We start from the raw sequence: 26,586 nt of genomic DNA, 5'->3' as shown, positions 1-26,586 counted from the left end.
ATGTTTGCCTGAACTAAATATATGCAATTCACTCTAACTTGTCGTCCCCTAAAAGTTGAAACTTTTGCTCAATAGAATGATTGATAAATCACTCCATCTCAAAATGGAAGGTTAACTCCAACTTTAGTTGGAATCCACATTATCACTCCCAATAGTTTTCCCAGTCATCTTGGAAGGCTTGCTGTAGCTTTTTCATATAGGCATTAGTTTTGATTTTTACCATCCACAAGTCCACAGGGCTGTTACCACCTTTGCACACGACACCCTCAGCTACGCCATACTTCCCAGCGCGGACATCTTCTACAAATTGTCCGGTGAGTTTGCCCCGATAGACAACGCGGGCGATCGCTAAATCACTAAAATCCTGTACAAACTGTTCCGGCGGAACTATACCGCGATTAGTCTCTACATCAAACAGAATCAGTTGTTTCGGTTCATCGGGTTTGTGCATACCTGCAAAGGAACTAGCACCGAAAAACTCAGTAAAGACGGTGATTTCTGGACTATTATAAATAGGATTTTCCTGAAACAGTTTATCTAACGGGGTCGCAAAAAGCGTTTGAAATATGCTAGGTGCTGCTGACAAGCCTGGATGGGCGGCGTTAAAGTCAGCGATTCCTTTCTCATCGAAATCGAAGCGATCGCGCCGAGTCCCAAATCCGTACCACCCAAGTTCAAATTCCCAAACCCAATGCAGATTAGTCCCGTCGTACTTCTCGAAGGCAATACAGCGCCCGGATGGGTAGTTTTTACTACCAGGAATTTTGGGATACGCTAGCTGAATACGAGGCATAATGTCGATCTTGTATTTATTAGTTGCATTGACCTGCACCTTTATTGCATTGACCTGCACCTTTATTGCATTGACCTGCACCTTTATTGCATTGACCTGCACCTTTGTTGCATCGACCTGCACCTTTATTGCATCGACCTGCACCTTTGTTGCATCGACCTGCAAAAATTAACTTACTTTAGATTATGTAGTAACTTTAAAAGATTTGTGTGTAGATGGTAGCCTTAACAAGCGGGAATTTAATTATATAGATATTTAATTGCAAAATTGATATCACAAATTGACAATTCCTCGTTTAACAGCAATAATCACGGCTTGAGTGCGATCGCTCACTCCCAACTTGCTGAAAATTCGATTAACGTGAGATTTAACGGTGCTTTCACCGATACTCAAGGTAGTGCTAATTTCTAAATTACTCATTCCTTGCGCCATTAAACGAAGTACATCTAGCTCTCGCTCACTCAGTTCTGGATTGCTCATCCTCTGCACCAGTTTTGCCCCTACTTCCGGTGGAATATACTGCTGACCGCGATGAATCGTGCGAATGGCACTCAGAAGTTCGTTGGGTTTAGCATCTTTGAGCAAATATCCTTTAGCACCTGCCTGTAAACCACGATAGATATCTTCATCACCATCGTAGGTTGTCAGCACAACAATTCGAGCAGCAATAAATTCAGCACAAATAGCAGTAATGGCTTCAACTCCTGCCATCTGGGGCATTCGTAAATCCATTAGCGTTACATCTGGTTGGTATTCACGAAAAAGCGCGATCGCCTGTTGTCCATCTTCTGCTTGAGCAATCACCGTCATCTCTGGATCGCGGTTAATGATGGTTGTCAATCCTTGCCTGACAATGGAATGATCGTCAACAATCAGAACCCGAATATTCGTTGATTGGCTCATAATCATTAATAAATTGAAAGTACAAAATTAGAAATTGAGATGTTATATCATGTGCGCTTGATTGCTTATTAAACCCGAAGAACCCCACCCCCGCCAAAGCTATGCTTTGTCTCCCCTCCCCGCTTGCGGCTATGCGTTACCCACATCTTTCTTTACAATCTTGAAACCCATGTTCTATAACCTTCTTAGACATTGAAAATTTAGGTATACTTGACAAATTCGCTTTTAATCTTCTCGCTAAAACTGCGTTTTTATTGAGAATGAACAACGAACGAATCAGGGTTATAAAAACCTGAGTCAATACTCTCGCAAATGTTAAGAAAGATCCGGGTAATGGATAGCCGCTTGCGGGGAGGGGTGTATTGACTGTGGTTAGCATAACTAAACTAATTATGCGGACATGATATTACTACACTTTGCGTTTGTAACGAGTGCATTTTTAATATTCTCACTCTCGATTTACAATGACAACAATTTCTGTTCCTTGCCCAGGTTGGCTCTGAATACTCAGTTGCGCTCCAAGGTGTTCTGCCCGCTCGCTCATTCCCAGCAATCCAAACCCGCCAACAGCTGGAATTGTAGCAACCCCAAAACCCCGTCCGTTGTCTTTAACGCGCAGAATACATTGGGCATTGTCATATACCAACTCAACACGAATTTCCGCAGCATCAGCGTATCTTATGGCGTTGGTTAATGCTTCTTGCCCAATCCGTAGTAAGTTATTTTCAACCTCAGCTGGCAAGGAATAGGCTGTGCCTTTGATTTCGTAGAAGAGAGCGGTATCGGCGGCGGCTCTCATTTGAGTCACAAGGCGATGAAGGGCGCTATGTAAATCGCCCTCCTCCAATAGCTGAGGACGAAGCGCTACCACCGATCGACGCGCCTCAGCAAGTCCGGTTCGTGCCAGTTCATCAATTATTTCCAGGTGTGCCTGTGTCGCTTCTATATCATCCGCTAGCACTTGGGTTGTAGCTCCTACTTGAACAAGAATGCCTGTGAAGGACTGTGCCAGGGTATCGTGAATTTCTCGCGCCATGCGGTTGCGTTCTTCCAGAATTGAGGCGTGTTCGGCTCGTTTTTGTTCGCGCAGTGCAGCGTTTCGCTGTTCGCTAATATCTGTAATTAGACTGTAGAATCCTCTCACTTGAGCATTGCGATCGCAATCGGGGATTAAGGTAGCACTGATGCACCTTTTACCAAAGGAAAAGGGAATTTCTGCTTCCAGGGTTACAGTTTGCCCTTCAAATACTTGATTGATATACGGCTCAAACCGTTGATAAACCGTCTCACCCAGAAGTTCATGAACATACTTGCCCAAAATCTCATCTCGACTACGGCTAAACCAAACCTCATAGGTACGGTTAACAAACTGATAGCGCTGATTTGCATCCACGTAGCTGATAAGAACTGGTAGAGCGTCGGTGATTAGTCGTAATTCTTGTTCGCGTAGGCGAAGCTCGTTGTAGACATCGCGCAGTGCGGCTTCGCTTTTTTGTAAAGCCGCAGTTCGTTCTGCTACCTGTTGCTCTAGAGTGCGGTTGTAATTGGCTAAGAGGTGTTCTGCTTGTTTGCGCTCTGTGATGTCTTGAAAGGCGACGATCGCATAAGCCACATTGCCCTGTTCGTCAAAAACTGGAGTTCCCCACACCTCAATGGGAATGGTGGCGTTGTGTTGGTGAATTTCTACGTCGTCAACCCTGGTGCGATCGCCTTTCAGAGCATGGATGATTGGCAATTTCTCAGTTGCATATATTTGATCTGTTCCCGCCAGATAAAATTGATAAACCTCTGCAATTTGATCCGGCGACACGGCGGGGTCAATCCCTTGGCCCATTAACTCAATTCCCCGTTGATTAGCGTAGTAAGGGCAACCAGTTGCATCCACTATTCCAATTCCCACCGGAACCGCTTCTAGAAATTGAGCCATCTGACTTTCGCTGGTGCGTAGCTTTGAGTAGAGCTTGGCATTTTCGATCGCAATGGCTGCCTGGGTGGATAGCAGATTTAAGACTTGCGATCGCGTAGCGTCTCCGTTGGCGCAGCCTCCCGCAGGGAAGGAGACTCGCTCTGATGTAAATGCTCCAGCCGCTAATTTATTTTCTAGATACAACACGCCCACTAGCTTACCTTGATTGAGCAGAGGCAAACATAAAATTGATTGAGTTTGATTTTGTTGAATATATGGCTCATTAATAAAATTACCTTCACGAGTAGCATCATTTAAGATGACAGATTCATGAGTACGAATAACATAATTAATAATTGATTCAGGGAGATGATTTGCAGTTGGGATAGATTGCAGTACTTGTATATCATAGACATTCTCACCCTCATTGAGTTCACCTGACGCTGCAATCACCCATTTTCCTGAGTTTTCCAAAATCAAAAATCCTGTTTGTGCGCCAGCATTTTCGATTAATATCTTCATTAAGTAACTGAGTAATTTATCCAGTTCAATTTCACTAGAAATCGCAAGGGAAGCTTTAATCACTGCTGCTAAGTCGAAATCGATAGGTGAGTGATTAAAGGTGGTGACAGAAGTTTTGGGGATTGGCACGTAAGCCATGCCCGACGATTGAAGAAATAGCTGGGGATAGCGAGTTTCTAAATCTTTGACTTTCGCATATGCTCCCCATCGTTCATAGCAGTAATGTGCTTCCTTCATGTAAGTTTGGGCGATTTTTTCTCTACTTCTTGCCAGATAATGTTTAGCAGCTAATTCATAAGCTAATGCTTCTTCTTGCAAATACTCGTTGTCTTTAGCTCCTTGAATTGCTTGTTCGTAGAACTCTTCTGCTTCAAACAACTGACCCAAAACTCGTGCAGTCTCTGCTTGCACCAAATGATATTTATGCAAATAATTCATTGGTGCATAACCTGCCCATTGCTTCATTTGCTCCTGGCTAATCGCAACGTTTTTGAGAATTTCCTCTTGCGCTTGAGCGCTGCTTCCAGGAAATATTGCGAGTCTTGCCAGAGAGCTATAGAAGTAATACAAAGGAACGAGGGGTGTTGCAATAACGCGGATCGCATGACTTTTCGCTATGGCTGCGTTCTCAGATGCCTGAGCATACTCAGAAAATAGATAACATAGGATAAGTTTGTTGAGATGTACCAAAAAGAGTAGAACTGCATCTATTTCATGGTGTGGCAGTCTATTTTCCTCGTTGTAGGATTCGCCAACGAGATGGGATGGATTGACAGAGCATCCCATCAAATTTAAAACAGACTGCTGAAATATTTGAGTCCAAGTGAGTGATGTTGTCTGTTTAATTTGATGGATTGCTTCACAGTATGTTGCCATTTCGTGTTCAACCTCTACAAGTTCCTTTCCAACAATAAAGAGTTGGAGGCAGTAAGTGAAAGCGCAATAGGCAGCAAACTCTAAATCTCCAGTTTCCAAACTACTTTGATAAGCTTCCAGGAATGGCTTCGATGTTTCCCTAATATGCTCTTTCCAATGGATGATGAAATTAGTCACCATGAACAATGTTCTAGCTTTAAGTGAATGAATTTTCAGATGGGGTAATAGCCTTAATGCAAGCTGCCCAAACTCATAGCCAGCCTCAATGTTTCCGACCATCCCACAAAGACTTAACCCAAAGTTGGCATAGGCAAAGGGAGACACAAACATATTGCCATACTGAATTGACAAGTTGACCTGTTTAAACACAAGTAAAGATACCAAATCAGGAGCCGCATGATGGGCAGCAAGCGTTATCCTTGAGAGGATTTGCATTGCTGCTAGCTTTTCTGGTTTAGCCATTTCTGGCAATTGGATCAAGTCCTGGATCGGTTTGTTCTCAAAGCGGGATATGATTGCGTCTAATTCAAGCTGAATATCTGACTGACTGAACTTTTCGGGAAAACTAATCCCCAATTTATGCAATACTTGCAATCCAGTATTGATTGCTTTTAATAGGTGGTTTTGGGCGATGTCGGTTTGAATTTTAACTTCGTAAACTTTCACGATGTCGAGAATAGTTTTAGCTTCTTGTAGAACGATCGCCACCCAGTATTCTACCTGTTCAAAATTGCCACACAAGTACTCGATTTCTGTTGTTTCTAAATATAAATCTAATGTCAAGTCATAATTAGTTTGCCAGCTAGAAGCTGCTAGCCAAACTCTTGCTGTGGCTAAATATTTTTGAGCCATACTATAGGCGATCGCGGTCTTTGCTTTCTGTCCTGCGATTAAATTTAATTTAGCAATTTCATTGCGTTCTAGTCGATCTGCGACAAGCTCAATTCCGTGATTAAGATGATCGACAGTTTCAAACAGTCGGTCTGATAGTCGCTCTGGCAAAATTTTTCCAAGGAGATTGCGACCAATTTGTAAATGAACAATTTGTTTTTGCGACTCATCGATTAATGTGTATGAGGCTTGTTGCACGCGATCGTGCAAGAACTTATACTCTTGAATTAACAAGTTTTCATCTAATTCAGATAGTGGTTGAATTAATCCAACTTGTATGGCTGCTAGTAAATATTGAAAAACCGTTTCAGGTGGTTGATCGCAAACAATCGATAGAGTATCTAAATTAAATTCAGCACCAACGCAAGCAGCTAACCGGAGAATTTGCTGTGTATCCTCTGGCAGTTTCTTCAACTTGTGAAGCATCAACTCCACAACATTATCAGTGATATCTTGGGCTTGGATCTGAGCTATGTTCCACTGCCAACTTAAATGTTCAGCATCAAAAGTCAATAAATTTTCGCTATGCAGCATTCTCAAAAATTCACTGACAAAGAAGGGATTGCCCTCAGTTTTACGCAACACCAACTCAGCTAACGGACGAACGGTGTCTGCATTCCGATGTAGCGTCTCGGCAATCAACTCACCCAACGAACCCAGAGTTAATGGTGTTAGGATAATTTCCTGAAGCACTGCCCCTTGTTTTCGCAGTCTCTCTAGCATTAATGCTAATGGATGCGTTGAATTTACTTCATTATCTCGATAGGCTCCAATTAAAAATAGTGATTGGGTTTGCTCATCTAGCAGCATCAACTCGATTAACTTCAGCGTTGCTGAGTCTATCCACTGCAAATCATCTAGGAAGATCGCCAGGGGATGTGATTCTGAACAAAACACCCGCACAAACTGCCCAAAGATTCGATGAAAGCGATTTTGAGCTTCAGTTGCTCCAACGGATGGTACGGGCGACTGCTTGCCGATAATTAATTCAACTTCGGGGATCGCATCAATAATGATTTGTCCGTTGTTTCCCAAGGCTGTAAGTAAGAGCGATCGCCACTGTTGCACTTGTTCGTCTGGTTCACTAAGTAATTGCCGTACCAATTTTTGCAGAGCATTTGCGATCGCACTGTAGGGAATATTGCGCTGAAATTGATCGAATTTACCAGAGATAAAATAGCCGCGCTTTTGGGTAATTGGTTTATAGATTTCCTGCACTAACGCAGATTTACCAATGCCAGCATAGCCAGATACCAACATCATTTCGACTTGGAATTTTGGATTGCCCGCTTGTTCCCTTTGTGAAGTCGTTTCTGAATTGTTTGGTAAAGCCGCGACGCAATTTGACTCTGGACACGCTACGCGAACAAACGCCGCCAGTAACATTGCAACTTCCTTGTCCCGCCCATACAGTTTTTGGGGAATTTGAAACTGATCTGAAACGTCTTGAAGCGCCAGTTGAATGCTAGAGATTTGACCGATTTCTGCTAATTGTTCAGCACAGATTTCTAAATCTGCTTTGATGCCCCAGGCACTCTGATAGCGATTTTCAGCATTTTTCGCCATCAGTTTGAGAATGATATCTGAAACTGGCTTGGGAATCGTTGTATTTATTTCATGAGGCGGAACAGGCTGTTTAGCTATATGACAGTGGACTAGCTCAAGCATGTCCGTTGTGGGAAACGGCAGATATCCAGTTAGCAGTTCGTAAAATGTCACACCAAGGGAGTAAAAATCGGTGCGGTAATCGAGTAAACGGTTCATCCGCCCGGTTTGCTCTGGAGATAAGTATGCGAGTGTCCCTTCTAAAACATGAGGACTTTTGAAAGTCGGATTCGTGCGGTTAAATTGGGTGGCAATCCCAAAGTCAATAATTTTGACAACGCCAGTATCCAGATTGAAGACTATGTTTCCAGGGTTGATATCTTTATGAATCACATTAGCTGTATGGATTCTACCTAGAATGTCTGTGAGAGCGATCGCAAGACTCAAAAATTGGGATAAGGGCATGGGGCAGAAGATATCTGGGCGCTTGTGCATCCATTGCTCTAGGGACTCTCCCCCAAAATCTTCTAAGAGAATGACGAGAGTGCGTTGATAGTCTTGCTGACTGTATGCCTTCACCACTCCCTCCAGATTCAGGGAACGGGTAATTTTATATTCCTGTCTGTAGCGGGTCAGTTCTTGAGGTGAGGGATAATCAAGCTTTAGCATTTTTACCACGATCCCTACTCCATCGTCTCTGATGCCTCGATACACTAGAGAATTAGAACTTTCGTATATCTTGTCTTGGATGGCAATACCAGGTAGAGCAATCATAGAGCTTCTTTGGAGTATAATCTGGCATACCTCAAAATATACAGCAATTCTCACGTTCAGAATAATTACTCACTTCTTCCTCCCATCCAGCATGGGGTTTTAGCATCAGCTTCTACGTTTACAGAACTGCGGGCTTATCACTTTTGTCATCGACTTTTTTATTGGATTCGCCGCAAAATATTAATTAAAATTAAACAACAAATTATAATTGCTAGAAAAAAGGTATAGTTGCTATCCTTATAATTTAAATAATTATATTAATTATCATTCTCTGGATTTTGAGAAATTATTTTTGAAAGTCTCTTCGTGCTTGATAGGATTCATCCAAGCTTCTAATCGGCTAAATGCTTGGGAAGAAAGTAGCGTCAAACATAAATAAACCACCGCTACACCTGCGTAAATCTCAAAAGCCCGATAGTTGTCAGCAACAATTAACTGTCCTTTACGTAGTAATTCTTCAAACCCAATCACAGAAACTAAGCTAGTATCTTTCAACAAACTGATAAACTCATTCCCCAAAGGTGGAATCATCCGCCGGAAAGCTTGAGGAAAAATTACATAACTCATAGTTTGCACAGAACTCAAACCTAATGATTTTGCTGCTTCTGCTTGTCCTGGTTCAATTGATTGAATCCCAGCACGAACCACTTCGGCAATGTATGCAGCGCTATTCAAACTTAAAGCAATTACCCCAGCACTGAGACGATCGAAAGAAAATGTCAAACCAAATTCTTGTAAAATTGCTGGCAAACCAAAGTAAATCATAAAAATTTGCACCAGCAAAGGCGTTCCCCGAAAAAAATCTACATACGCCCTCGCCAACCAACGCACAGGTGCAATATGAGAAAGGCGAACAATACCAATTAAGGAACCGCCAATTAAACCAAACACTACAGAAAGTATCGTCAATTGCAACGTTACCAACGCACCCTGCAATAAGCTTGGGAAAGCTTGCAAAACCACACTAATTGAAGTTAATATTTGAGGTGTCACAGCGTTAGTTTGATTCTCAAATGGTGACTTAGCTGGTAGTGATGGTGGTTCAACTTTAAACCATTTCTGGTAAATTTGGGTATAAGTGCCATTTTTCAACACTCTATCCAAGCCATCATTTATCAATGTCAAATTTGGCGAGTTTTTAGCTGTAGCAATTCCATAAAACTCCTCTGTCAGCAATTTCTGTACTACTTTAATTCCCTGAAGATTGCCTGTATTAATTGCATATAAAGTCACAGGTGCATCATTAATTACCGCATCTACATTACTGTTGAGCAATTCTTGCAAAGCTATGGGTGCAGAATCAAAACTGCGAATTTGTACCCCAGGAATACCTTTAGCCTTTGCAGCCCCAGTTGTGCCAATTTGTACAGCAATTTTTTTATTTTTGAGACTGTCAAAACCAGTAATATTTTGATTATCTGCACGAATTGCGATCGCTAACCCAGCCTTAAAATAAGGACGGGAAAAAGAAATCGTCTTCGCCCTCTCCTCAGTAATCGTAATCGAACTAATAGCCGCATCTACGGTTTTGGCTTGCAAAGCTGGGATAATGCCATCAAAAGGCAGACTTTGAAAGTCAACTTTAAAGTTAGCAGAAGAAGCGATCGCATTCATCAAATCAATGGAAAACCCCTGCAACTCGCCACCTTTTCCTTGAAACTCAAAAGGTGGAAACGCCGGTTCCGTAGCAACCCGCAAAGTTTTCCCCGCGCTAGAGTTCACAGCACAGCCAACCAGTAACAAACAGCTAAACCCTACAACCACACACCAGCGCCCAAAACCAAATTTAACCATATTATTTTCTCTCCCTCTCTGCGCTCTCTGCGCCTCTGCGGTTCGTTAAAAACCTTACAATCAACTCTAGAGCAGCTTGATACAAGTAATGAACAATACCATCCCCGCGATTATTTTTGACAATATCGAAAAAAACTTTGGTTCCCTCAAAGTCCTCAAAGGAATCACCGGCGAAATCAATCGCGGAGAAGTCGTTGCAGTTATTGGTTCCTCCGGTTGTGGTAAAAGTACCCTACTACGCTGCTTCAACCGCCTAGAAACCATTGACAAAGGGCGTTTAATTATCAACGGAATTAACTTATCCCGACCCACTGTCAACTATAACCAACTGCGGCAACTACGAACACAAGTAGGCATGGTTTTCCAACAGTTCAACCTGTTTCCCCATCTCAGCGTCTTAGAAAATATGACACTCGCACCGCGTAAAGTCTTGGGTAAAACACCAAAAGAAAGCGCCCAACTAGCGAGATTATATTTAGAAAAAGTTGGTTTATCTGACAAAGCCTCTGCTTATCCCGAACAACTTTCTGGCGGACAAAAGCAACGAGTAGCGATCGCTCGTAGTTTATGTATGAATCCCCAAATCATGCTATTTGACGAACCCACCAGCGCCCTAGATCCCGAACTCGTCGGCGAAGTTCTGCAAGTGATGCAGCAATTAGCCACAGAAGGCATGACAATGGTAGTTGTCACCCATGAAATGCAATTTGCGCGGGAAGTAGCCCATCAAGTGATATTTTTAGACAAAGGTATTGTGACAGAACAAGGCCCAGCCTATGAAGTGCTGACCAATCCCCAAAGCGATCGCCTACGTATTTTCCTAAGTCGCCTCAACGTTAGATAGTTAAGAGTTAGGAGTTAGGAGTTATAAATTAAAGGCTTCTTTTGCACTCATCACTCATTACTCATTACTCATCACTCATTACTCATTACTCATCACTCATTACTCATTACTCATCACTCATTACTCATTACTCATTACTCATTACTCATCACTCATTAAAGGTACTCGCGCAAAAAATCAAAGGGATCGTCTTCCCAACAAGGTTCAGGTATTAGCCAAAATAAACTACCGCTAATGTCGGCTTCAATTTCATCACCGTCGTCTCTATCAAATAGTTCTATCAAAGCTGTCCAATCACGTTCTCTGAGAGATGTTATCGATGGGGCATATACCTGGAGATTATTTGAGTAATTCACGCGCAAAGTTGTGCTTAACAGCCGTAAAAAGTTAGTATAAAAATTTAGAAATAATCAGATCCTAGCTTTGACTACCGCAGTTAGGAACTTCCAAATAAAAAAATATTCAATTATTGATTGTGGGGTGGGCAACATGAGCGCCCAGTTTATATGGCGGGCAAGATGCCCACCCCACAAGATTGGATAATTTATTTCTTGGAGTTCCCTTATACCAATTCCAAATTCAAAAAGTCTGATTTAATCTGGTTTTTCAGGTTTATATCTATCACATTCTTTTTCAAATGGGTATTAAATAGCTATTTTGATACTATTTAATATGGACTACTCTCATAAGTGTCTCACAATTTAGATAGGACTGCTATAGTATTTATTACATATTACAAGCTGAATTTATTCAGACTGGAAAAATCCTTGAGGCTGAGATTCTACTAATTCCACACCAAAGACTTCCGCAAAAGATTCTGCTATGTAAAAACGCACTTCTTGGCAGGTGATACCTGGAATCAATTCGGCTAAACTGCCTACAGGTTTGTCAGAAATACCGCAGGGGACAATGCGCTCAAAGCCTGTCATATCTGGACAAACATTTAACGCAAAGCCGTGCATAGTAATCCAACGGCTGACTTTAATACCAATTGCTGCAACTTTTCGCCCTTGCAACCAAACGCCAGTAAAAGCCGGAATTCTTTCTCCTTGCAATCCATAAACTGCCAATACACGAATTATTACTTCTTCGAGTTGCCGTAAGTACCAATGGAGGTCTTTACGATAACGTTGCAGATTTAAAATTGGATAGCCTACCAGTTGACCGGGACAATGGTAAGTAACTTCGCCGCCTCGTTCAACTCGATGCACATCATCCTGACCTTTGTCAATATCAAATTTGAGAAAGTCTGAGTTGCTTCCTTGTCCCAAAGTGTAGACAGGAGGATGTTCTAGCAAAATTAACACATCATCTAGACTTGGGTCATGAATGCGCTCAGTCAGAAGCGATCGCTGCCATCCATGAGCTTCCAAGTAAGGCATTAATCCTTGATTATACAGCAAACAAATGTTTTTGTGTGGTTCGCTACTATGGATCATGCCAAAATTCAACCGTATAAAGAACTAAATATATTTCAAGTTACAAGATTAGAATCAACAATTGTCAAGCTTTGCAAAGGATTTTAAAGGAAAGTCAAGGGAACATGCATTAGAAAATACAAAGTGCTAGCTTGAATATACAACCTCAATAGGTTTTAGGAGGAATTCTCTGCAATAAGCATTATGCCAAGACAATAAGGAAGAATGTACTGGCTGATGACTTTAATACCATTGTTTGCATTTCAAACAGAATCAAACTTCCACAAAGCCTTGTATTCTTGAGCAACAGCAAGCAAACCTCAATCGAACACAGAAGGAGCAATTATCAACAGTTCTGTAAGCATTCCTTTAAAGGAAAAGGTAGTCATAAGAGCTACAATTAGATTTCCTCAACTCTTGAGTGCTAATTGGATATACAATTAGACATCAGCGCAGAGATGAGGAAGTAAATCAAGGCTATACTTGACAATTCCTCAGATGCAGCAAGCAAGCTGAGAGACAGCTTAACAGCAGTAAATACAATATAGTTCACAATTTGTTTTGGCGGGAGTAATAAACCTTACCGCAATTTCTTTTCATACAAAGCAAATTCACACATCCAAAATATTCAGTGGGAGAGTATTACATGAAGCTTGTCATCCACGGCAAAAATATTGAAATCACCGATGCGATTCGTGAGTATGTACATCAAAAGATTGAAAAAGCAGTTAGTCACTTTCAAAGCATTACAAATGAAGTGGATGTGCATCTTAGCGTCGCTCGGAATCCCCGAATTAATACAAGACAAGCAGCTGAAGTAACTATTTATGCTAATGGTAGCGTTATTCGTGCCGAGGAAAGCAGCGAAAGTCTATATGCCAGCATTGACTTAGTAGCAGATAAAATTGCTCGTCAACTGCGGAAATATAAAGAACGGCGTCAAGACCAGAAAACTCATGCTCTACCAACAGAAGTTGTTGTTGCAGAGTCGATAGTAACAGATTTAATTGGCGATCGCACCCCCGAATTGCCCAACGAAGTCGTCCGCACCAAATATTTTTCCATGCCGCCGATGACTGTTGCAGAAGCCCTAGAACAACTGCAACTCGTAGGACACGACTTTTATATGTTCCATAATTCTGAAACTGGAGAGATTAATGTAATTTACGAACGTAATCACGGCGGTTATGGCGTCATCCATCCCCGCAATGGTAACGGACATACTAACGGCAAAAATGGCAAGGCAAGCCATACTAATATAGTCATGCCAGAAAAGTCCCATTCTAGTAAGTAGGCACTGGGAATAGGGAGATGAGGGGAGCAGCACTTCGGCTCCCTTCCCTACGGGACGCTACGCGCAGCTTGCTTCCCCGGAGGGGTAAGACTACGCTACCTCGACTCCGGTTCCATCGAGCGACTTGTACTGAGCTTGTCCTGAGCGTAGTCGAAGTAAGTCGAGCTGACTTTTCACGTTATGTGGAAAAGCGCATGAAAAACCTAACCCCCTTCCCGACGCGGGAAGGAGGAAATTCAAAGTCTCTCTCCTAAAAGGAGAGAGATTTAGAGAGAGGTTTTCCATATACCGTGAAAAGTCAGGTAAGTCGAGATGCTCGACACAAGTCAGGGCAAGTCGCTCAGTCACCAGTGAGGAGAAGTTGCAGGAACGCAATTACACCTGAGCATTTTCACTTGATATTGACCTGAAGACTTTATTACGAATTACTTGTTGTACCAAGCTTTTCGCCACTGTTGCATTTGTTTAATCTCTATATCTTGGGCTTTGATAATTTCTTGGGCTAATTTCTTGATTTCAGGGCGTTTAGACTTACTTAAGGCATCTTTTCCCATTGTTACAGCCCCTTCGTGGTGAGGAATCATCGCATTGATAAAGCGCAAATCAAATTCAGCATCGGCTGCACCTAAGTCTTGACTCATCATCATAGTTTGCATCTGGTCAGACGACATCTCCATCATGTGACCCATTTGGCTGTTGTAAGCCATTGGTTTATCTCCCGCCTTGGGATACCAAGCTTGTCGCCACTGCTTCATCTGAGTGATTTCTTGGTTTTGCGATTTGATAATATTGTCTGCTAATTTTTTGATTTCAGGACGTTTTGATTTCTGCTGCGCAACATTCGCCATTTCCACAGCCCCTTGATGGTGCGGTATCATAGCGTCAATAAATCGTAAATCAAAATTAGCATCGGCTGGGCCTAAATCCATTCCCATACTGTGATTCATCATGCCACCACCGTGGTTCATCATCTGCTTGTCTTTAGCATTGGTGGCGGTTTCCTTTGACGCTTGGCTTTGGTTCTGGAAAGCAGTACTAGTACAGCCTGTAATTAACCCACTGGCTGAAGCGATCGCAGTAAAAGTTAGCGCTAAAAAGCCATTCCTTAAAAATAGCAGTTGCATAAATCTTACCTAATATCTTTCTAATTCTAACGATCTAACGATCTAATGAAATTTAGATTAAATCTAAAGATTCCCGACAACTTGTTTTTACAAAGTTGGCGATCTTGTTTCTTATTACACTGATTGCTCATACCTATACTCGTTACATGGAAGATTTATCAGGTTTACTACTGTTCACGCACTAGTATTGCTGGCTCCTTGGTTTTTCTCCTGGGGCGCATTGGGTATAGCTATGTTTCTACACTGGCTATCTGGCAGCATCGGAGTTTGTTTCGGCTACCATCGTCTGTTGAGTCATCGTAGCTTTGTAGAGCAACGAATTATTTGACCACAGCGACAAATTAGAAGTCAAGTTTTTCATACCTGCAAGCTTTACTGGAAACAATACCTTTGCTAAAATTTTCCTAGCCTCTTATTTTGGCAAAGGTATTGCTTGAGTAACAGTTATTAGCCCATACTGCCAAAGAACCATAGACAACAAACTTGGAGTTTGCTTAACATGACGTAAAGCCAAGCTAATAGCAGCAGCAGGAATTGCCAACTACTCTAATAAAAAGTTAATTAATTTCGTGTATTTTCTAGATTTAATAATAAAAATACGCAAAAAATTTGAGGAACTTGTGAGGAAGTGCAAGATTATCTCTTCAATCAAACATCAACATTTATCTGTTCTATCTGTCTAGCGGCTTTATCCCAAAGCTTTGCTGAAGTCTCATCTTGCCAATGAGTTCTCAGATTTTCCGCTTTTTTATGACATATTCGCTCTAACATTTCTAATATTGCGGATAATGTCAATTTATTAATTAATGATTCTAAAATCTCCATATATTCTTTTTGCATGATACTTCCCTCCTTAAGGTCAACTGATATATGCTGACAAAACTAATGTGCCCTCAAACTAGAAATATAAATTAAGATTTGTTGCAGAGCGTAACTAATATTTTGCCACTTTATACACGCAGTTTAGCCTATTTTGAAGACTCAATTTTGGGAATTTATTTGTAATATCATATTCGTATAATTAGTTATGATTTCCTCAAGTCTTGCACCTCATCCCCAGCCCCTCCCCGCTCTTCGGGAGGGGAGACAAAGCATAGCTTTGGCGGGGTGGGGTTCTTGGGATTTAGTAAGTAATCAAGCGGACATTATATAACATAGAAAAAACCTGTTTAGTTCAAATATTTCCTGACAAGTTCCTCAAGTGTTTTATCTAAATTAAAAATAGGGTTGGATAACTAAAAAGTATGAATTGTAATGCGATGGGCTATATTCTACCGGAGGCGATCGCTAGCTGCGCAAGCCCGGATGTCTAGCCAATTGACTATATTCTCACGCAAAAAAACAAAGACGCCAAAATATAATTTTGCGTCTTTGCTTTTTTATCAGAAATCATTCTCAGATTTACTTGTTAGGCTGAGGAGTCATCCGCAGATAAGGTTTGATTTCCTCATAACCTTTGGGGAATTTCTGTTTTAGTACTTCTGGATCTTTCAGTGAGGGGACAATTACAACATCCTCTCCATCTTTCCAGTCAGCTGGTGTCGCCACGCTGTAATTATCAGTCAATTGCAGAGAATCAATCACTCGCAAAAGTTCGTCAAAATTGCGTCCTGTGCTGGGAGGATAGGTGAAACTCAGGCGGAGTTTTTTATTGGGGTCTATTACAAAAACCGATCGCACTGTCACAGCCGCATTAGCATTGGGGTGGATCATGTCGTACAGATCGGCAACCTTGCGATCTGCATCTGCCAAAATCGGGTAGTTAAGAGTGGTGCTTTGAGTTTCTTCAATGTCTCCCACCCAGCCTTTATGGGATTCTACGTCATCAACGCTGAGTGCGATCGCTTTGACATTGCGCTTGTCAAATTCTGGTTTTAGCTTGGCGACTGTGCCAAGTTCTGTTGTACAAACAGGTGTAAAATCAGCAGGGTGAGAGAACAGCACAACCCAGCTGTCACCTGCCCATTGGTAAAAATCGATGTCGCCGTGTGTTGAGGCTTGCGTAAAGTTGGGTACTGTGTCACCTAGACGGAGAGCCATGAGAGATTCCCTGTAGTTAGAAAGGCATATATATTCTAGTATGCTATCATCCCATAAAACCCCCATTCCCCAATCGGGCTTTAGCAGTTTGAAACAAAATTTTAGGTTGTCAGCGCTCTCAGATCAGTGATTAAAAGGAGGTAAAAACTATTGACTAAAGTACACATATATGCTTTGATTTATTATTTTTTCCCTATAGGTTTTTCTTTACATAGAAGATTGCAAATATCAGGGCGATAGCTGACTATAAGCTATTGCACGTCTGGCTTATTGAGTTACAACATTTCCACATTATTGCAAAATTCCGATAATTTTTCTTCGCATTGATGCAATATTATGAGAAATTTATAAGCTATGACAAATTTAATTGTCACAAAACAAGTAATGAGAATAAATATGACAAATATATTTATTATTTTTTGATTTTTAATTAATGATGATAGTAATCATTTTGGTTATTGGTGTTATCCTCAGCACAACTGCAAGTTTTGTTTTTGAAGTTCCTTGGTTGATGCCGATTTTAGGTACTGCTGTTCCCTATTCCCCTTTTCTTGTTACAAGTGCGTCGTCAACAATATAAAAAAAGTGCTTTTTGGTGGATGTTACTGTGGGGAGTGTTGCAGAGTATTGCCGTAATTGTAGCAACTGCGATCGCACCACAAACAGCAGCAAAAGTTATCCTCCGTGGACAGTCATACACTACAGAGATGTTGCACTGGATTCGCACGGGAGAAGGTATGGAAGGAACAATCCGTTTATTTTTACCAGACCATTTATTGCACTACGGAATTTTTTGTATTCTCTGCGTTGTCACCTTAAGTAGTGCGGCATTGATATTCGGCACTTGGATGCTGAACTACATGAATTTTTATGTTGCAGAATTAGTGAAAGGCAGCTATTTTAGGGTGGTATCCTTGGTCACTGCTGCGGATAATCGGGTTTATCGCCACTGGAGTAGCTTTAGCTGCTTTAAGATTAAATCTAGTAACTCACATCAGAGGCGAAGTTCCGAAATCTCCCTTTCCAAAAACTTATATGTTGATTGGGATTGGTTTTGTGATTGCGGATATCGTTGTGAAAGCAGTTCTAGCCCCTATTTGGCAAAAACTGCTATTGTCTGCATTGGGTTAAATTCATTTGTTTGCCAGAATACACAAGATTTAGTATTTCATAAACGATACTTCTCCACCACCACACATATTCATCAGCAGCCACAGTTATAGTATGTGTAGCTAAATTAGCTACATCTAAACCTGGGCAGTACTCTAATGTGACTTTCGTTATCTCCGTATTAGACTCCGAACTAATAGTTAATAATCCATCACCAAGTGATGAGAAGTGCTTATATGGCTTTTTTAGCAAGATAATTTGCTCTAGATACAAGTAACAGTCTAACAGCATATCAACATCATCATCTACCCATAGGTATATACCATCGTTAAATTGATCCAACATTGCCCCAGATAACAATATGCCTTTGTATCCTATATTTAATAGCTTTTCTATTAACTTCCGAGGATTCAAATCTTGCAAATTATGGCTTGGGCGAGGTTTGAAATTTGGTATCACCTGAGCTATTTGAAAATTCATACTGTAAAAATTTCTTATCTATGGGTAAGTCCTAGTTAATTAGGATTGGTTCTGTGATTGCGGATATCGTTGTGAAAGCAGTTCTAGCCCCTATTTGGCAAAAACTGCTATTGCCTGCATTGGGTTAAATTCATTTGTTTGCTAGAATTTTTTGGTACGCTTGGATTGTTTGCTTTGCGATCGCATCCCAGCTAAAATTTTCCAAGGCATACTTTTGGGCGTTTAATCCCCGTCGTTGGCGTTCTGCGGGATTTTCCAAAGCCTCTTGCAGTAATTTTACCAATGCTTGAACATCTGTTGCACCTACCCAACCCGACTCACTATCACGTATCTGTTGACAAATATGCACTTGGTCAGAAATGACTACGGGTACACCTGCAACCATCGCTTCAGCTACAGCAATCCCAAAATTTTCGTAGTAGGAAGGTAAGACAAATAAATCAGCAGCTTGTAGTAAACTAACTTTGAGTTCACCAGTGACAAAGCCAGTAATTGTAGTGTGCGATCGCAATGGTGAATTTTGAATTTGGGATATTATCTTTTGTTCGTAATCTGGATCTTGAGGATTTGTCCCGGCTAAGACAAAATGAAACTTATAACCAACCGCTAACAGCTTCTCTAGCGCCGGAATCAACAAATTCAACCCCTTTTTCGGGTCAATTCGTGACATAAACAGCACTAAAGGTACGTCTTTTGGTAGTTCTAACTGACTACATACATTTTTAATAGAAGATTTACGGGGAATCACACCCAAGGGAATCACCAAATCTGGCGTAGATACTCCAAATCGTTCTGATATTTTAGCTTCTTGGTCGCTAGTAAAATGAATTGCTGCGGCACTAGCTAAATTTTGACGTTCTATAATTGCGACATAAAGCTGTTTTAATTGCTTTTTCTTCTGTAAATCAGCCGGATCGAGAGTACCCAAAGGACGGAAAATATAAGGTAGTTTTTGCTGACGACACACAAGAGCAGCAGCACTAATTATTGGCGAGAATAGAGCATGAATGTGTGCTATGTCAAACTCGTGAGCATGACGTTTTAGCCAGTTTAATAAATCTAGGGAAAATTTGTAGCGACGAAACGGCGCGCAACGAAAGTAAATTATTTCATAGCCATCTTGTTTAATTGGGCGATTTAAAGGAACATCCAGAGGTGTTTGACCATTATCACCATTACTATCAGTTGTGAGAATTGTAACTTCTACTCCCTCTTTTACTAACGCTGGAGCTAATCCTAATACCATTTGACTAGGCCCACCGTAAATTAGAGAAATTGAGGGAACAATTTGTAATATTTTCATTTTTTTGTCATTTGTCATTTGTCCTTCGTCATTTGCCGTTTGTTATTTACTAATGACTAACTCTTTATAAAACTCTAATTGCTGTTTAGCCAAAGCTTTATTTGTATATTGAATCATTGCTTTTTGATAACCCATTTCACCGAGAGTATGAGCAAAATCTGGTTTATCCATTAATTGAACTAAGCAATTAGCAAGAGCTTGAACATCACCTTCAGGAAATACTAAGCCAGTATCACCAATTACATAGGGAATTTCCCCTGAATCAGAACCAATCACAGGAACTTGGCAAGCCATCGCTTCAATTAACACATGACCAAATTGCTCTTTCCAGCCAGCAGAAGTTAAGGTTTTAAACTTGTAAGTTGTTTCGGAAGGTAATACTAAAGTACTCATTAAATTGATATAGCTTGCAACCTCATCATGAGGAACACTTTCTATCAAAATTAATCGTTCTTTCATATTATTTTCTACTGCGATTTTGATTAATTCACTTTGCAACTCTCCTCGTCCCAATAATAGTAATTTCCAACGTTTATTTTTCAAAGTAGCTAAAGCTTGCAAAAGCGTTAACAAACCCTTTTCCTGCACAAAGCGCCCTACAAAACCTACTACAAAATCCTCTTTTTCAATGCCCAACTTAGCTGCTAACTCTGGTTGAGCTTTGGGAGTAAATAAACTTTCATCTACACCCAGTTGTGGCATGATTTTAATTGCCCCTGTATATCCCCGTTGCCGTAAAACCTCTGCTCCATCTTGATTGCCAGAAATAATACCGTGGCTGTGGTTGAGGTTATATTTTTCTAATAGAGAAATTGGCAGTTTCAGTTCATAAGGAAGATTCCACCAGGTAAAAAATAAATTTTTTGCCTTGAGTCCTAATAGCTGATTTAAGGCAATCATTTGAGTATAAGCCAAGGCTCTAGAACCTTGTTCAACTTGGATGATTTGCGGGCGAAATTGTTTTAATAAAGATATCAAATCAGCGCCAAATGTAAGAAGTCCTTGATGATTTTGACTAAAATTAGAAATTGGAACTATTCTAAATCTGCCTTCATCACGGTATTCAGTTTCAATAATTCTGTTTTGTACACCCCCTGGTTTCCAGCGCTTTGGGACTACAACTGTAACTTCAATGTTAGGTTCTAGTTGAGATAAAGCGCGTAATTTCTCACAGTTGAGGTCTACGATATAAGTGTGACTAGCAACTAAGATTTTCATCTATCCTTTGTTATTCACTAATGACTAATGACCAATACTTCTCTTCGAGAGGCTGCACTTCTCTACGAGACGCTACGCGAACGACTACGCTCAGGACAAGCTCAGTACAAGTGACAAATGACTAATAACTAAACTTGTTTATCCAATCGACTGTAAATTTGACCATCGTTCCATAGTGATTGGATGACAGTACCCAAGGCTTTGAAAAAACCCAAAATGTAGAAAATACCGCGAGTGGCAATTTTGATGGGGGAACCGCTTTTGTGACAAGGTGGGCGTCCCAGAACGTGACAGTCAAATAAACGGCCGTATAGGCGTAAAGCTTGAGTTGCAGTCAGGTTTTTCAGCCCCAGTAAGAAATGATTGTGGTAAAAGGTGAGTTGATATTTTAGCGATCGCATACTAATATCATGACAACCCCCTGTTTCTTCGCCTAAATGCACCAAATGGGCCTCTGGGTCGTACCAAATCTTATATCCCGTCTGTCTCACCCGCAAACAAAAATCTGACTCTTCACGTACTGCACTCCCGCCAAACCTCTCATCAAACCTCAATCCATACTTAGTAAAGATTTCGCGGCGGAATGACATATTGCAACCCCTCGCTGTCAGCACTTGTTGGGGTTTGATGGTATGTACCAAATCAATATGATACCAAGCAATTCCTGGGTCCATAGCTTCGGGAGGCAGATATTCAATCTGTAAATCTCCTCCAGAATCACTTAATTTCATTTTGTCAAAGACTCGACCAGCTACAGCCCCCACCTCTGGGTTTTGCACATAATTTTTCGTATGGGCTGCTAACAATCCAGGGGTTAACTGAACATCGTCATCAATAAACAATATTATTTCACCAGAAGCCCTCCGCACAGCATAATTCCGCGCCCCTGGCAAACTTGCCCAATCCAAGCGCAACCATTTTATTTTACCTGCCTCCGCCATCTCTTCTAGGTAGGCTTGAATTTCTGGTTGGTGTTTTGCGGTTTGGTCTACAACTAAAACTTCAAAATTTGGATAGTCCTGTTTTAAGACATCCACAATGCTATCGCGTAGCGCTTCCTCTCGTCCGTAAGTTGCGATAACTACAGTAACTAATGGACAATTATTCATAATTTTTATTAAGTAATTTTACTACTTCTATAATAGCCTTGTAGAAATGAATTTTCATGAAATTCAGTAAGTGGCTATTCCTTTAATTTACATACTGTATTTTCACGGATTCTGAAAAATCTCGCTTCCATGCCTCTCTCTGACTACGAAATTGCTTACCCATCAATAAGTATCATCGAAAAATAAGTTTATGGCGAGAATTTCGAGGTAGGTTTTAAATACTGAGGTCTGTTTTATCTCCAATTATATCTTTGGCCATTTTTATTTCATTTAAATTGTTTTTAGACGTTTTTTCTTGTTTTTTTGCTGAGGGTTGGCATCTTCCTTATCTTGTTTCTCCAGTTCTGGCAACTTAAAAAGAACTCCCGCAAAAAACCAATAATAGGCTGCAACAGGATCGACATCTAGAGGATAGTAATAAGTGTTAGTGCTAATAAACAATATAAACACCCACAAAGCTGCTCCAGAACTACGGAAATTACGGTTCTTTATGGAGCGATAAGTTTTAAAGCCCAGAATTGTTAAACTTGTTACCAAACTCAGAAACGCTAGTAATCCAACAATTCCCACTTCATAAAGTACTTTGGGGTAGTAGGTTTCCACAAGCTTAGTTTGACCCATCACACGGGCAGAGTTGGTTGCTCGTCCTAAGCCGCTTCCCAATGGCCCGTCTACGTTTTTCCAATTTTCTTCAAATTGCTGGATGATAAAATCTTGAGGTGGTGAAGCGTTCCAACGACTGACAAAACTCTCGGTTCTCTCTTGTACGACAACAGGGTTAGTCACCATCGCAATTCCCAGAATGAAGGCAAGTCCCACGCCTATGGGGATAAATCGTTTCAGGTTGCCAAGTTGTCCGGTAAGCAATAGCAAAATCCCGAAGCAGATTGGTACTAAAGCTAAGGCGATTCTCTGTCCAGAGATAACAGCATTGATAAAGACTCCCACTATAGAACCTAAACCGATGATCCGCCATATTGGCGAGGGATCGGTGAAGCCGGTGGCAAAGGTAAAAAAGGTGCTAGAAATTAAGAACCAAGCCCACTGCCAAGGAGCTACAAATGTCCCTGGTAGGCGAATAATCCCTTCTTCGGGACTATATACTAGCGCTCCACCAAAATAACATCGGGCTTCGAGTGTTGCTCTAAATAAGGCATCTCCTTCAAGACCTCTAGTGCCTTGACATACACCAGTTAGTAGTAAAAAATATTGAATAAATCCCAGCGCGCAGCAAATCAGTGTGAGGACAATCTGGAGGCGCAATAAAAATAGAAAATCCCGCTTATCGCGAATTAGATAGTAGGCACAACCAATCAGGGGAACATAGCCTAAAAATACTTTTAGTCCGAGAATTCCCATACCTAATGGTATTTCTGGGGCTGCTTTTTCTAATAGTCCCCCACTAGGCGGGTTAAATTGCTGTCCACCATTGACAAACAACAGTGTTAGCAGACTGCAAGCCAAAACAATATAAAGTGGGATTGTAATACCTTTAGGAATAATTATAGGTAGCCCCTGTTTACGGCAAGTCTGCCAAAGTCCAATTAGCGCTGGAACGTAAAAGGCATCTTTAGCTAATTGGAGTATGGGACTATTACCTAAGTAGTAGGTGACAGTACCTCCCACAGGTATGTAAATAATGAAGGCATATAGGGCTTGGCGCGGATATTTGTAGGAAAGGGACATGACTATTATCCCTAACACGCCAGGGACTGCTGCTTTAATTCCAGCTACGAAAAAAAGTAGAATGCCAACGAAGACACCGCCAAAAATGGCGGTGGTGAGTAAGCTAGTGAGTTCTTTACGTACTTGGGCAGATTTGCGCTTTTGGGCTAACTGTTCTTTGAGGCTAAGGGTAGAAGTTTCCTTTTTAGCCTGCTTTTTCGATTTTTTAGATTGCTGAGATTTTGGTTTAAATTTTGGCATAGTGGCACTGTAGCCTATCAGCCTCGCAAAATACTCCATTATATAGGACTAATATTTGATTTTAAAATACACGTAGGGGCCAGTGCGTTGCGGAGGTTCCCGACGCTCGATTACTTGCTCTCAGCGTTGGCGCAGTCTAAGAAGAGAAGTCCGTTGGTGTACCCTTACAGGGAAGCAAGCTACGCATGGCGTATTACAGACCATTGGTGTCAACTTAAGCTGAAACTCCTTTAAAACCTCGTTTCTAGCCTCGGGCTGGAAATGCTACTCAAAAGCGGCAGAGCCGACAGCAAGAGAGGCTCCGCCTCAAGGACGAGCATCCCCAGTCGGAGACTGGGAACGAGGCAATCTAAAAGCTAGTTCTAGACTTGCTTTCACGTTATAGCAGTTATCAGTTGAGTGAGGTACAAGAACCCCACCCCCAACCCCCTCACCGCAAGCAAGGAGGGGACTATGATGTACCTCATGTGATTAGTAAACGCTATAAGTTGACACCAATGATTGCAGACAAGCCTATTTACAATTCTGATAGTTGATAAATCTCTTTGGATTGCTGTAGATTGTATAATCCGAATTCGTCTCTCAATGATTGATTTAATAATTTACGATTAAAAATGCTAAATCTTAATCTTTTTGAATTTTCAAAAAGATTTTCTCCTGTTGCCAAAATATAAACCGCACCTGGAAATGGTAATGATTTAATGGATTTTCCTTTGTTCTTTAAAATCTCTCTAACTTTAGCGTGGTCTATATAATATTTATAGTATCCGTAGCCACGATTATATTCTGCGGTTTCTGGCAAATCATTCAAATCATATCGAAGAATATTACAAGTACCGCACATTTTATAAAAATTGCTTCTCTTGATATAGATGTAATTATTGCCTTCTTGATATTTATAACCTTTATTTATAAACCATCCATTAGAATCAGGGTGTTGTTGAACAAAATTGGCTAATTTTTCACTCACACAATCGTCAGCATCAACTGTCATAGTGTGAGTGGGATAAAATTGACGAGCATACATCAATCCTTTTAAGATTTTACGGCCTTTGTCTGTGTCTCCTTTGGCTACAGGAGTAGGCTCGTTTGGAGGAGAAAAATCAACTGTAATGTATGTAATATGAGGATGAGTGAATTCTATTTTGGGCTTTTCGTGACAAACAACAATAACGTGAAAGTTTGGTGAGGTTTGATTGCAAACTGATTTAATACATCTTTCAAATAATTGCGTAACACGCTCCCAGGAATTGGAAGCTTGCGCACTTTTGAGTGGGATAACAAAAACAAGCACTGTATTTTATCAGAACAAACAGCTAGGAATCTCGAAGCAAATAATAACACGTTAAGACTGACGCTAAGACCAAATGTCAGTAGATCGAAATAGACAAGAGGCAGAGCCTCTTTTAAATATATTCCCAGCCTGGAGGCTGGGAACAAGAAGACACAAGCCTTTGGGCTTTTCTTAGTGCCATTCGGTTCAAAATGCAAAATCCGAGTAGTATTGGCTTGCGCCTACGCTTGCACTGCACTCTTAAACCACCAACAACGCTCGTTCCTTGAAAAGCAGACTCTAACAGGATTGCGGCAAATTATGTTCCTAAACTCTAATCAACGGCCGATAAGAGGTTGTTTGAAAAGTCCTCTTCTTGGTAGCAAAACGTTCTAGATCCCCCTAAATCCCCCTTAAAAAGGGGGACTTTGATTCCGATTCCCCCCTTTTTAAGGGGGGCTAGGGGGGATCAGTTAGTGCCTAAAATCACAGCCAACTACTTTTCAAACAACCTCTAAGGGTTCTGGAAAACTTTTCGATCTACTGACAGTAACAGAAGTCAATTACCCAATTTCAGGCAATTTGAGTTACTTGCTGATTCACACGAGGACGGCCAAAGCGTTCCCAAGCACTCCCTCCTCGCAAAAATAGCTCTAAAAAGCGCAATGGTTCCCCTGAATCGCCTCTTGACCAACCGGAACTACCAGGAGCAAAAGCTAAGGTTCCTTCAGACACCTTGAAACTGCCATCAGAATACACTGCATCGCTGACCACATCTCCAATTCGGATGGCGATCTTGCTTTGAGGCTCCAAGTTAACTGTATGCGCCCCAATAGTTGTTTTGATGTTGCCGTAGCCATCAATCCAGGCAATGCGATCTGGTGGAACATCTGGGATTTGCTCGCTCTTGAGGCTATCTCCCAGAATGCTAAAATCTTCATTCATAATGGCAGCCGCAGCCGGAGGAAATATATCCCGTGAGCGAAACTGCGATCCACCACGAGAAACGTTGACCACTCGCAACTCCTTTGTATAGTCTTTGATAAAGGAGAGAGTGTAGCCCGCATTCACACCCACGACTTTTACACCATTGGATAGAAGGGCATAAGTTAGCCCTTCACCTTCATTATCTCTACGAGCTTCAGGATCGTCCTGACGAGGCGCACAGTTGTGATAAATTAGGCGATCGCTAGGGCCAGGGTTAAGTCCGAGTTGGGCAATCCAGAATCCCGTTGCCAAGGTACTGAATGCTGGAACCGAAAGCAAATGAATTTGGGCATCGGGAAAAGCCATCAGCAGACGTTGTGTGACTTCTGTAAATGCCGGATCTCCTGTACCGTAGTCTGCAATGACGCAGATAAACATTCTGCTCCTCCTTTTGATGGGGTAATTTGCAATCAACCTAATTCATAATTAGTTAGGACTTACGCAAAAATTGCTAAA

General features: G+C 41.3%; 20 protein-coding genes and 1 pseudogene. 5 read left to right on the top strand and 16 right to left on the bottom strand.

Annotated features, from left to right (window positions below; all coding sequences use genetic code 11):
• Window positions 1-142 precede the first annotated feature (142 nt).
• From V7K84_RS04315 to V7K84_RS04300, 4 genes are all read right to left on the bottom strand, one after another.
• Window positions 143-793, bottom strand: coding sequence for an RNA ligase family protein (locus tag V7K84_RS04315; RefSeq protein WP_334836637.1), 651 nt, complete (start codon window positions 791-793; stop codon window positions 143-145).
• 273 nt (window positions 794-1,066) lie between these two features.
• Window positions 1,067-1,696 carry a response regulator transcription factor gene (locus V7K84_RS04310; RefSeq protein WP_334836636.1) on the bottom strand — a complete coding sequence of 210 codons (630 nt, stop codon included), beginning with the start codon at window positions 1,694-1,696 and terminating at the stop codon, window positions 1,067-1,069.
• A 448-nt stretch (window positions 1,697-2,144) separates the two neighbouring features.
• Entirely contained in the window at window positions 2,145-8,210 is a 6,066-nt protein-coding gene (locus V7K84_RS04305; protein WP_334836635.1) for an AAA family ATPase, read from the bottom strand.
• A 264-nt stretch (window positions 8,211-8,474) separates the two neighbouring features.
• Window positions 8,475-10,004 carry an ABC transporter permease subunit gene (locus V7K84_RS04300; RefSeq protein ID WP_334836634.1) on the bottom strand — a complete coding sequence of 510 codons (1,530 nt, stop codon included), beginning with the start codon at window positions 10,002-10,004 and terminating at the stop codon, window positions 8,475-8,477.
• An 88-nt stretch (window positions 10,005-10,092) separates the two neighbouring features.
• Between V7K84_RS04300 and V7K84_RS04295 the strand changes: the two genes are divergently transcribed.
• A complete protein-coding gene (locus V7K84_RS04295; protein ID WP_334836633.1) occupies window positions 10,093-10,848 on the top strand; it encodes an amino acid ABC transporter ATP-binding protein in 756 nt (251 codons plus the stop codon).
• Between the two features lie 155 nt (window positions 10,849-11,003).
• Here V7K84_RS04295 and V7K84_RS04290 read toward each other — a convergent pair whose 3' ends face one another.
• Window positions 11,004-11,204 (bottom strand): hypothetical protein, encoded by a 201-nt coding sequence (locus tag V7K84_RS04290; protein ID WP_094348136.1) that lies wholly within the window; start codon window positions 11,202-11,204, stop codon window positions 11,004-11,006.
• A 390-nt stretch (window positions 11,205-11,594) separates the two neighbouring features.
• On the bottom strand, window positions 11,595-12,287 hold the full coding sequence (gene lipB, locus V7K84_RS04285) for a lipoyl(octanoyl) transferase LipB (protein ID WP_334836632.1): 693 nt from the start codon (window positions 12,285-12,287) through the stop codon (window positions 11,595-11,597).
• Between the two features lie 625 nt (window positions 12,288-12,912).
• Between lipB and hpf the strand changes: the two genes are divergently transcribed.
• Window positions 12,913-13,560 (top strand): ribosome hibernation-promoting factor, HPF/YfiA family, encoded by a 648-nt coding sequence (gene hpf, locus V7K84_RS04280; RefSeq protein WP_334836631.1) that lies wholly within the window; start codon window positions 12,913-12,915, stop codon window positions 13,558-13,560.
• 425 nt (window positions 13,561-13,985) lie between these two features.
• Here the strand turns inward: hpf and V7K84_RS04275 are convergent, their stop codons facing one another.
• Complete coding sequence (locus V7K84_RS04275; protein ID WP_334836630.1) at window positions 13,986-14,684, bottom strand: DUF305 domain-containing protein; 699 nt, start codon at window positions 14,682-14,684, stop codon at window positions 13,986-13,988.
• A gap of 157 nt (window positions 14,685-14,841) precedes the next feature.
• On the opposite strand from V7K84_RS04275, the pseudogene V7K84_RS04270 reads away from it, so the two are divergent.
• Window positions 14,842-14,991: pseudogene (locus V7K84_RS04270) on the top strand (acyl-CoA desaturase); the annotation flags it as partial.
• A 105-nt stretch (window positions 14,992-15,096) separates the two neighbouring features.
• Here the strand turns inward: V7K84_RS04270 and V7K84_RS04265 are convergent.
• The 3 genes from V7K84_RS04265 to V7K84_RS04255 all read right to left on the bottom strand — a co-directional run bounded on the left by V7K84_RS04265 (window position 15,097) and on the right by V7K84_RS04255 (window position 16,724).
• The gene (locus tag V7K84_RS04265; RefSeq protein WP_442940925.1) at window positions 15,097-15,225 is read right to left on the bottom strand and encodes a DUF2949 domain-containing protein; all 129 of its coding nucleotides are present in this window, start codon (window positions 15,223-15,225) and stop codon (window positions 15,097-15,099) included.
• Between the two features lie 107 nt (window positions 15,226-15,332).
• On the bottom strand, window positions 15,333-15,524 hold the full coding sequence (locus V7K84_RS04260) for a hypothetical protein (RefSeq protein WP_099099305.1): 192 nt from the start codon (window positions 15,522-15,524) through the stop codon (window positions 15,333-15,335).
• 561 nt (window positions 15,525-16,085) lie between these two features.
• Window positions 16,086-16,724 carry a peroxiredoxin gene (locus tag V7K84_RS04255; RefSeq protein WP_094348143.1) on the bottom strand — a complete coding sequence of 213 codons (639 nt, stop codon included), beginning with the start codon at window positions 16,722-16,724 and terminating at the stop codon, window positions 16,086-16,088.
• Between the two features lie 433 nt (window positions 16,725-17,157).
• On the opposite strand from V7K84_RS04255, the gene V7K84_RS04250 reads away from it, so the two are divergent.
• Both V7K84_RS04250 and V7K84_RS04245 read left to right on the top strand, forming a co-directional pair.
• Window positions 17,158-17,304 (top strand): hypothetical protein, encoded by a 147-nt coding sequence (locus V7K84_RS04250; protein WP_334836629.1) that lies wholly within the window; start codon window positions 17,158-17,160, stop codon window positions 17,302-17,304.
• The gene (locus V7K84_RS04245; RefSeq protein ID WP_334836628.1) at window positions 17,285-17,947 is read left to right on the top strand and encodes a hypothetical protein; all 663 of its coding nucleotides are present in this window, start codon (window positions 17,285-17,287) and stop codon (window positions 17,945-17,947) included. Before V7K84_RS04250 ends, V7K84_RS04245 begins: the two co-directional genes overlap by 20 nt.
• A gap of 497 nt (window positions 17,948-18,444) precedes the next feature.
• On the opposite strand, the gene hpsP is transcribed toward V7K84_RS04245, so the two are convergent.
• The 6 genes from hpsP to V7K84_RS04215 form a co-directional block, all read right to left on the bottom strand.
• Window positions 18,445-19,617 carry a hormogonium polysaccharide biosynthesis glycosyltransferase HpsP gene (gene hpsP / locus V7K84_RS04240; RefSeq protein WP_334836680.1) on the bottom strand — a complete coding sequence of 391 codons (1,173 nt, stop codon included), beginning with the start codon at window positions 19,615-19,617 and terminating at the stop codon, window positions 18,445-18,447.
• 42 nt (window positions 19,618-19,659) lie between these two features.
• Complete coding sequence (gene hpsO / locus V7K84_RS04235; protein WP_334836627.1) at window positions 19,660-20,835, bottom strand: hormogonium polysaccharide biosynthesis glycosyltransferase HpsO; 1,176 nt, start codon at window positions 20,833-20,835, stop codon at window positions 19,660-19,662.
• 128 nt (window positions 20,836-20,963) lie between these two features.
• Window positions 20,964-21,944 (bottom strand): hormogonium polysaccharide biosynthesis glycosyltransferase HpsN, encoded by a 981-nt coding sequence (gene hpsN, locus V7K84_RS04230; protein WP_334836626.1) that lies wholly within the window; start codon window positions 21,942-21,944, stop codon window positions 20,964-20,966.
• A gap of 270 nt (window positions 21,945-22,214) precedes the next feature.
• Window positions 22,215-23,870 (bottom strand): hormogonium polysaccharide biosynthesis protein HpsL, encoded by a 1,656-nt coding sequence (gene hpsL / locus V7K84_RS04225; protein ID WP_334836625.1) that lies wholly within the window; start codon window positions 23,868-23,870, stop codon window positions 22,215-22,217.
• A 517-nt stretch (window positions 23,871-24,387) separates the two neighbouring features.
• Complete coding sequence (locus tag V7K84_RS04220; RefSeq protein ID WP_334836624.1) at window positions 24,388-25,164, bottom strand: glycosyltransferase family A protein; 777 nt, start codon at window positions 25,162-25,164, stop codon at window positions 24,388-24,390.
• A 552-nt stretch (window positions 25,165-25,716) separates the two neighbouring features.
• Window positions 25,717-26,508: an SAM hydrolase/SAM-dependent halogenase family protein gene (locus V7K84_RS04215; protein ID WP_334836623.1), complete on the bottom strand. Its 792-nt coding sequence runs from the start codon at window positions 26,506-26,508 to the stop codon at window positions 25,717-25,719.
• Window positions 26,509-26,586 lie beyond the last annotated feature (78 nt).

The organism is Nostoc sp. (assembly GCF_036917315.1).
Lineage (GTDB): Bacteria > Cyanobacteriota > Cyanobacteriia > Cyanobacteriales > Nostocaceae > Nostoc.
Note: the sequence above shows the minus strand (reverse complement) of the source record. Positions and strands in the feature narration are given on the sequence as shown.

Coding starts and splice junctions, on each gene's coding strand:
- lipB (WP_334836632.1), bottom strand. CDS start 12,287: ATGATCCATAGTAGCGAACCACACAAAAACATTTGTTTGCTGTATAAT.
- hpsP (WP_334836680.1), bottom strand. CDS start 19,617: ATGAAAATATTACAAATTGTTCCCTCAATTTCTCTAATTTACGGTGGG.
- V7K84_RS04315 (WP_334836637.1), bottom strand. CDS start 793: ATGCCTCGTATTCAGCTAGCGTATCCCAAAATTCCTGGTAGTAAAAAC.
- V7K84_RS04305 (WP_334836635.1), bottom strand. CDS start 8,210: ATGATTGCTCTACCTGGTATTGCCATCCAAGACAAGATATACGAAAGT.
- V7K84_RS04295 (WP_334836633.1), top strand. CDS start 10,093: ATGAACAATACCATCCCCGCGATTATTTTTGACAATATCGAAAAAAAC.
- V7K84_RS04260 (WP_099099305.1), bottom strand. CDS start 15,524: ATGCAAAAAGAATATATGGAGATTTTAGAATCATTAATTAATAAATTG.
- V7K84_RS04300 (WP_334836634.1), bottom strand. CDS start 10,004: ATGGTTAAATTTGGTTTTGGGCGCTGGTGTGTGGTTGTAGGGTTTAGC.
- V7K84_RS04250 (WP_334836629.1), top strand. CDS start 17,158: ATGATGATAGTAATCATTTTGGTTATTGGTGTTATCCTCAGCACAACT.
- hpsL (WP_334836625.1), bottom strand. CDS start 23,870: ATGCCAAAATTTAAACCAAAATCTCAGCAATCTAAAAAATCGAAAAAG.
- V7K84_RS04310 (WP_334836636.1), bottom strand. CDS start 1,696: ATGAGCCAATCAACGAATATTCGGGTTCTGATTGTTGACGATCATTCC.
- V7K84_RS04215 (WP_334836623.1), bottom strand. CDS start 26,508: ATGTTTATCTGCGTCATTGCAGACTACGGTACAGGAGATCCGGCATTT.
- hpsO (WP_334836627.1), bottom strand. CDS start 20,835: ATGAAAATCTTAGTTGCTAGTCACACTTATATCGTAGACCTCAACTGT.
- hpf (WP_334836631.1), top strand. CDS start 12,913: ATGAAGCTTGTCATCCACGGCAAAAATATTGAAATCACCGATGCGATT.
- V7K84_RS04275 (WP_334836630.1), bottom strand. CDS start 14,684: ATGCAACTGCTATTTTTAAGGAATGGCTTTTTAGCGCTAACTTTTACT.
- V7K84_RS04255 (WP_094348143.1), bottom strand. CDS start 16,724: ATGGCTCTCCGTCTAGGTGACACAGTACCCAACTTTACGCAAGCCTCA.
- hpsN (WP_334836626.1), bottom strand. CDS start 21,944: ATGAATAATTGTCCATTAGTTACTGTAGTTATCGCAACTTACGGACGA.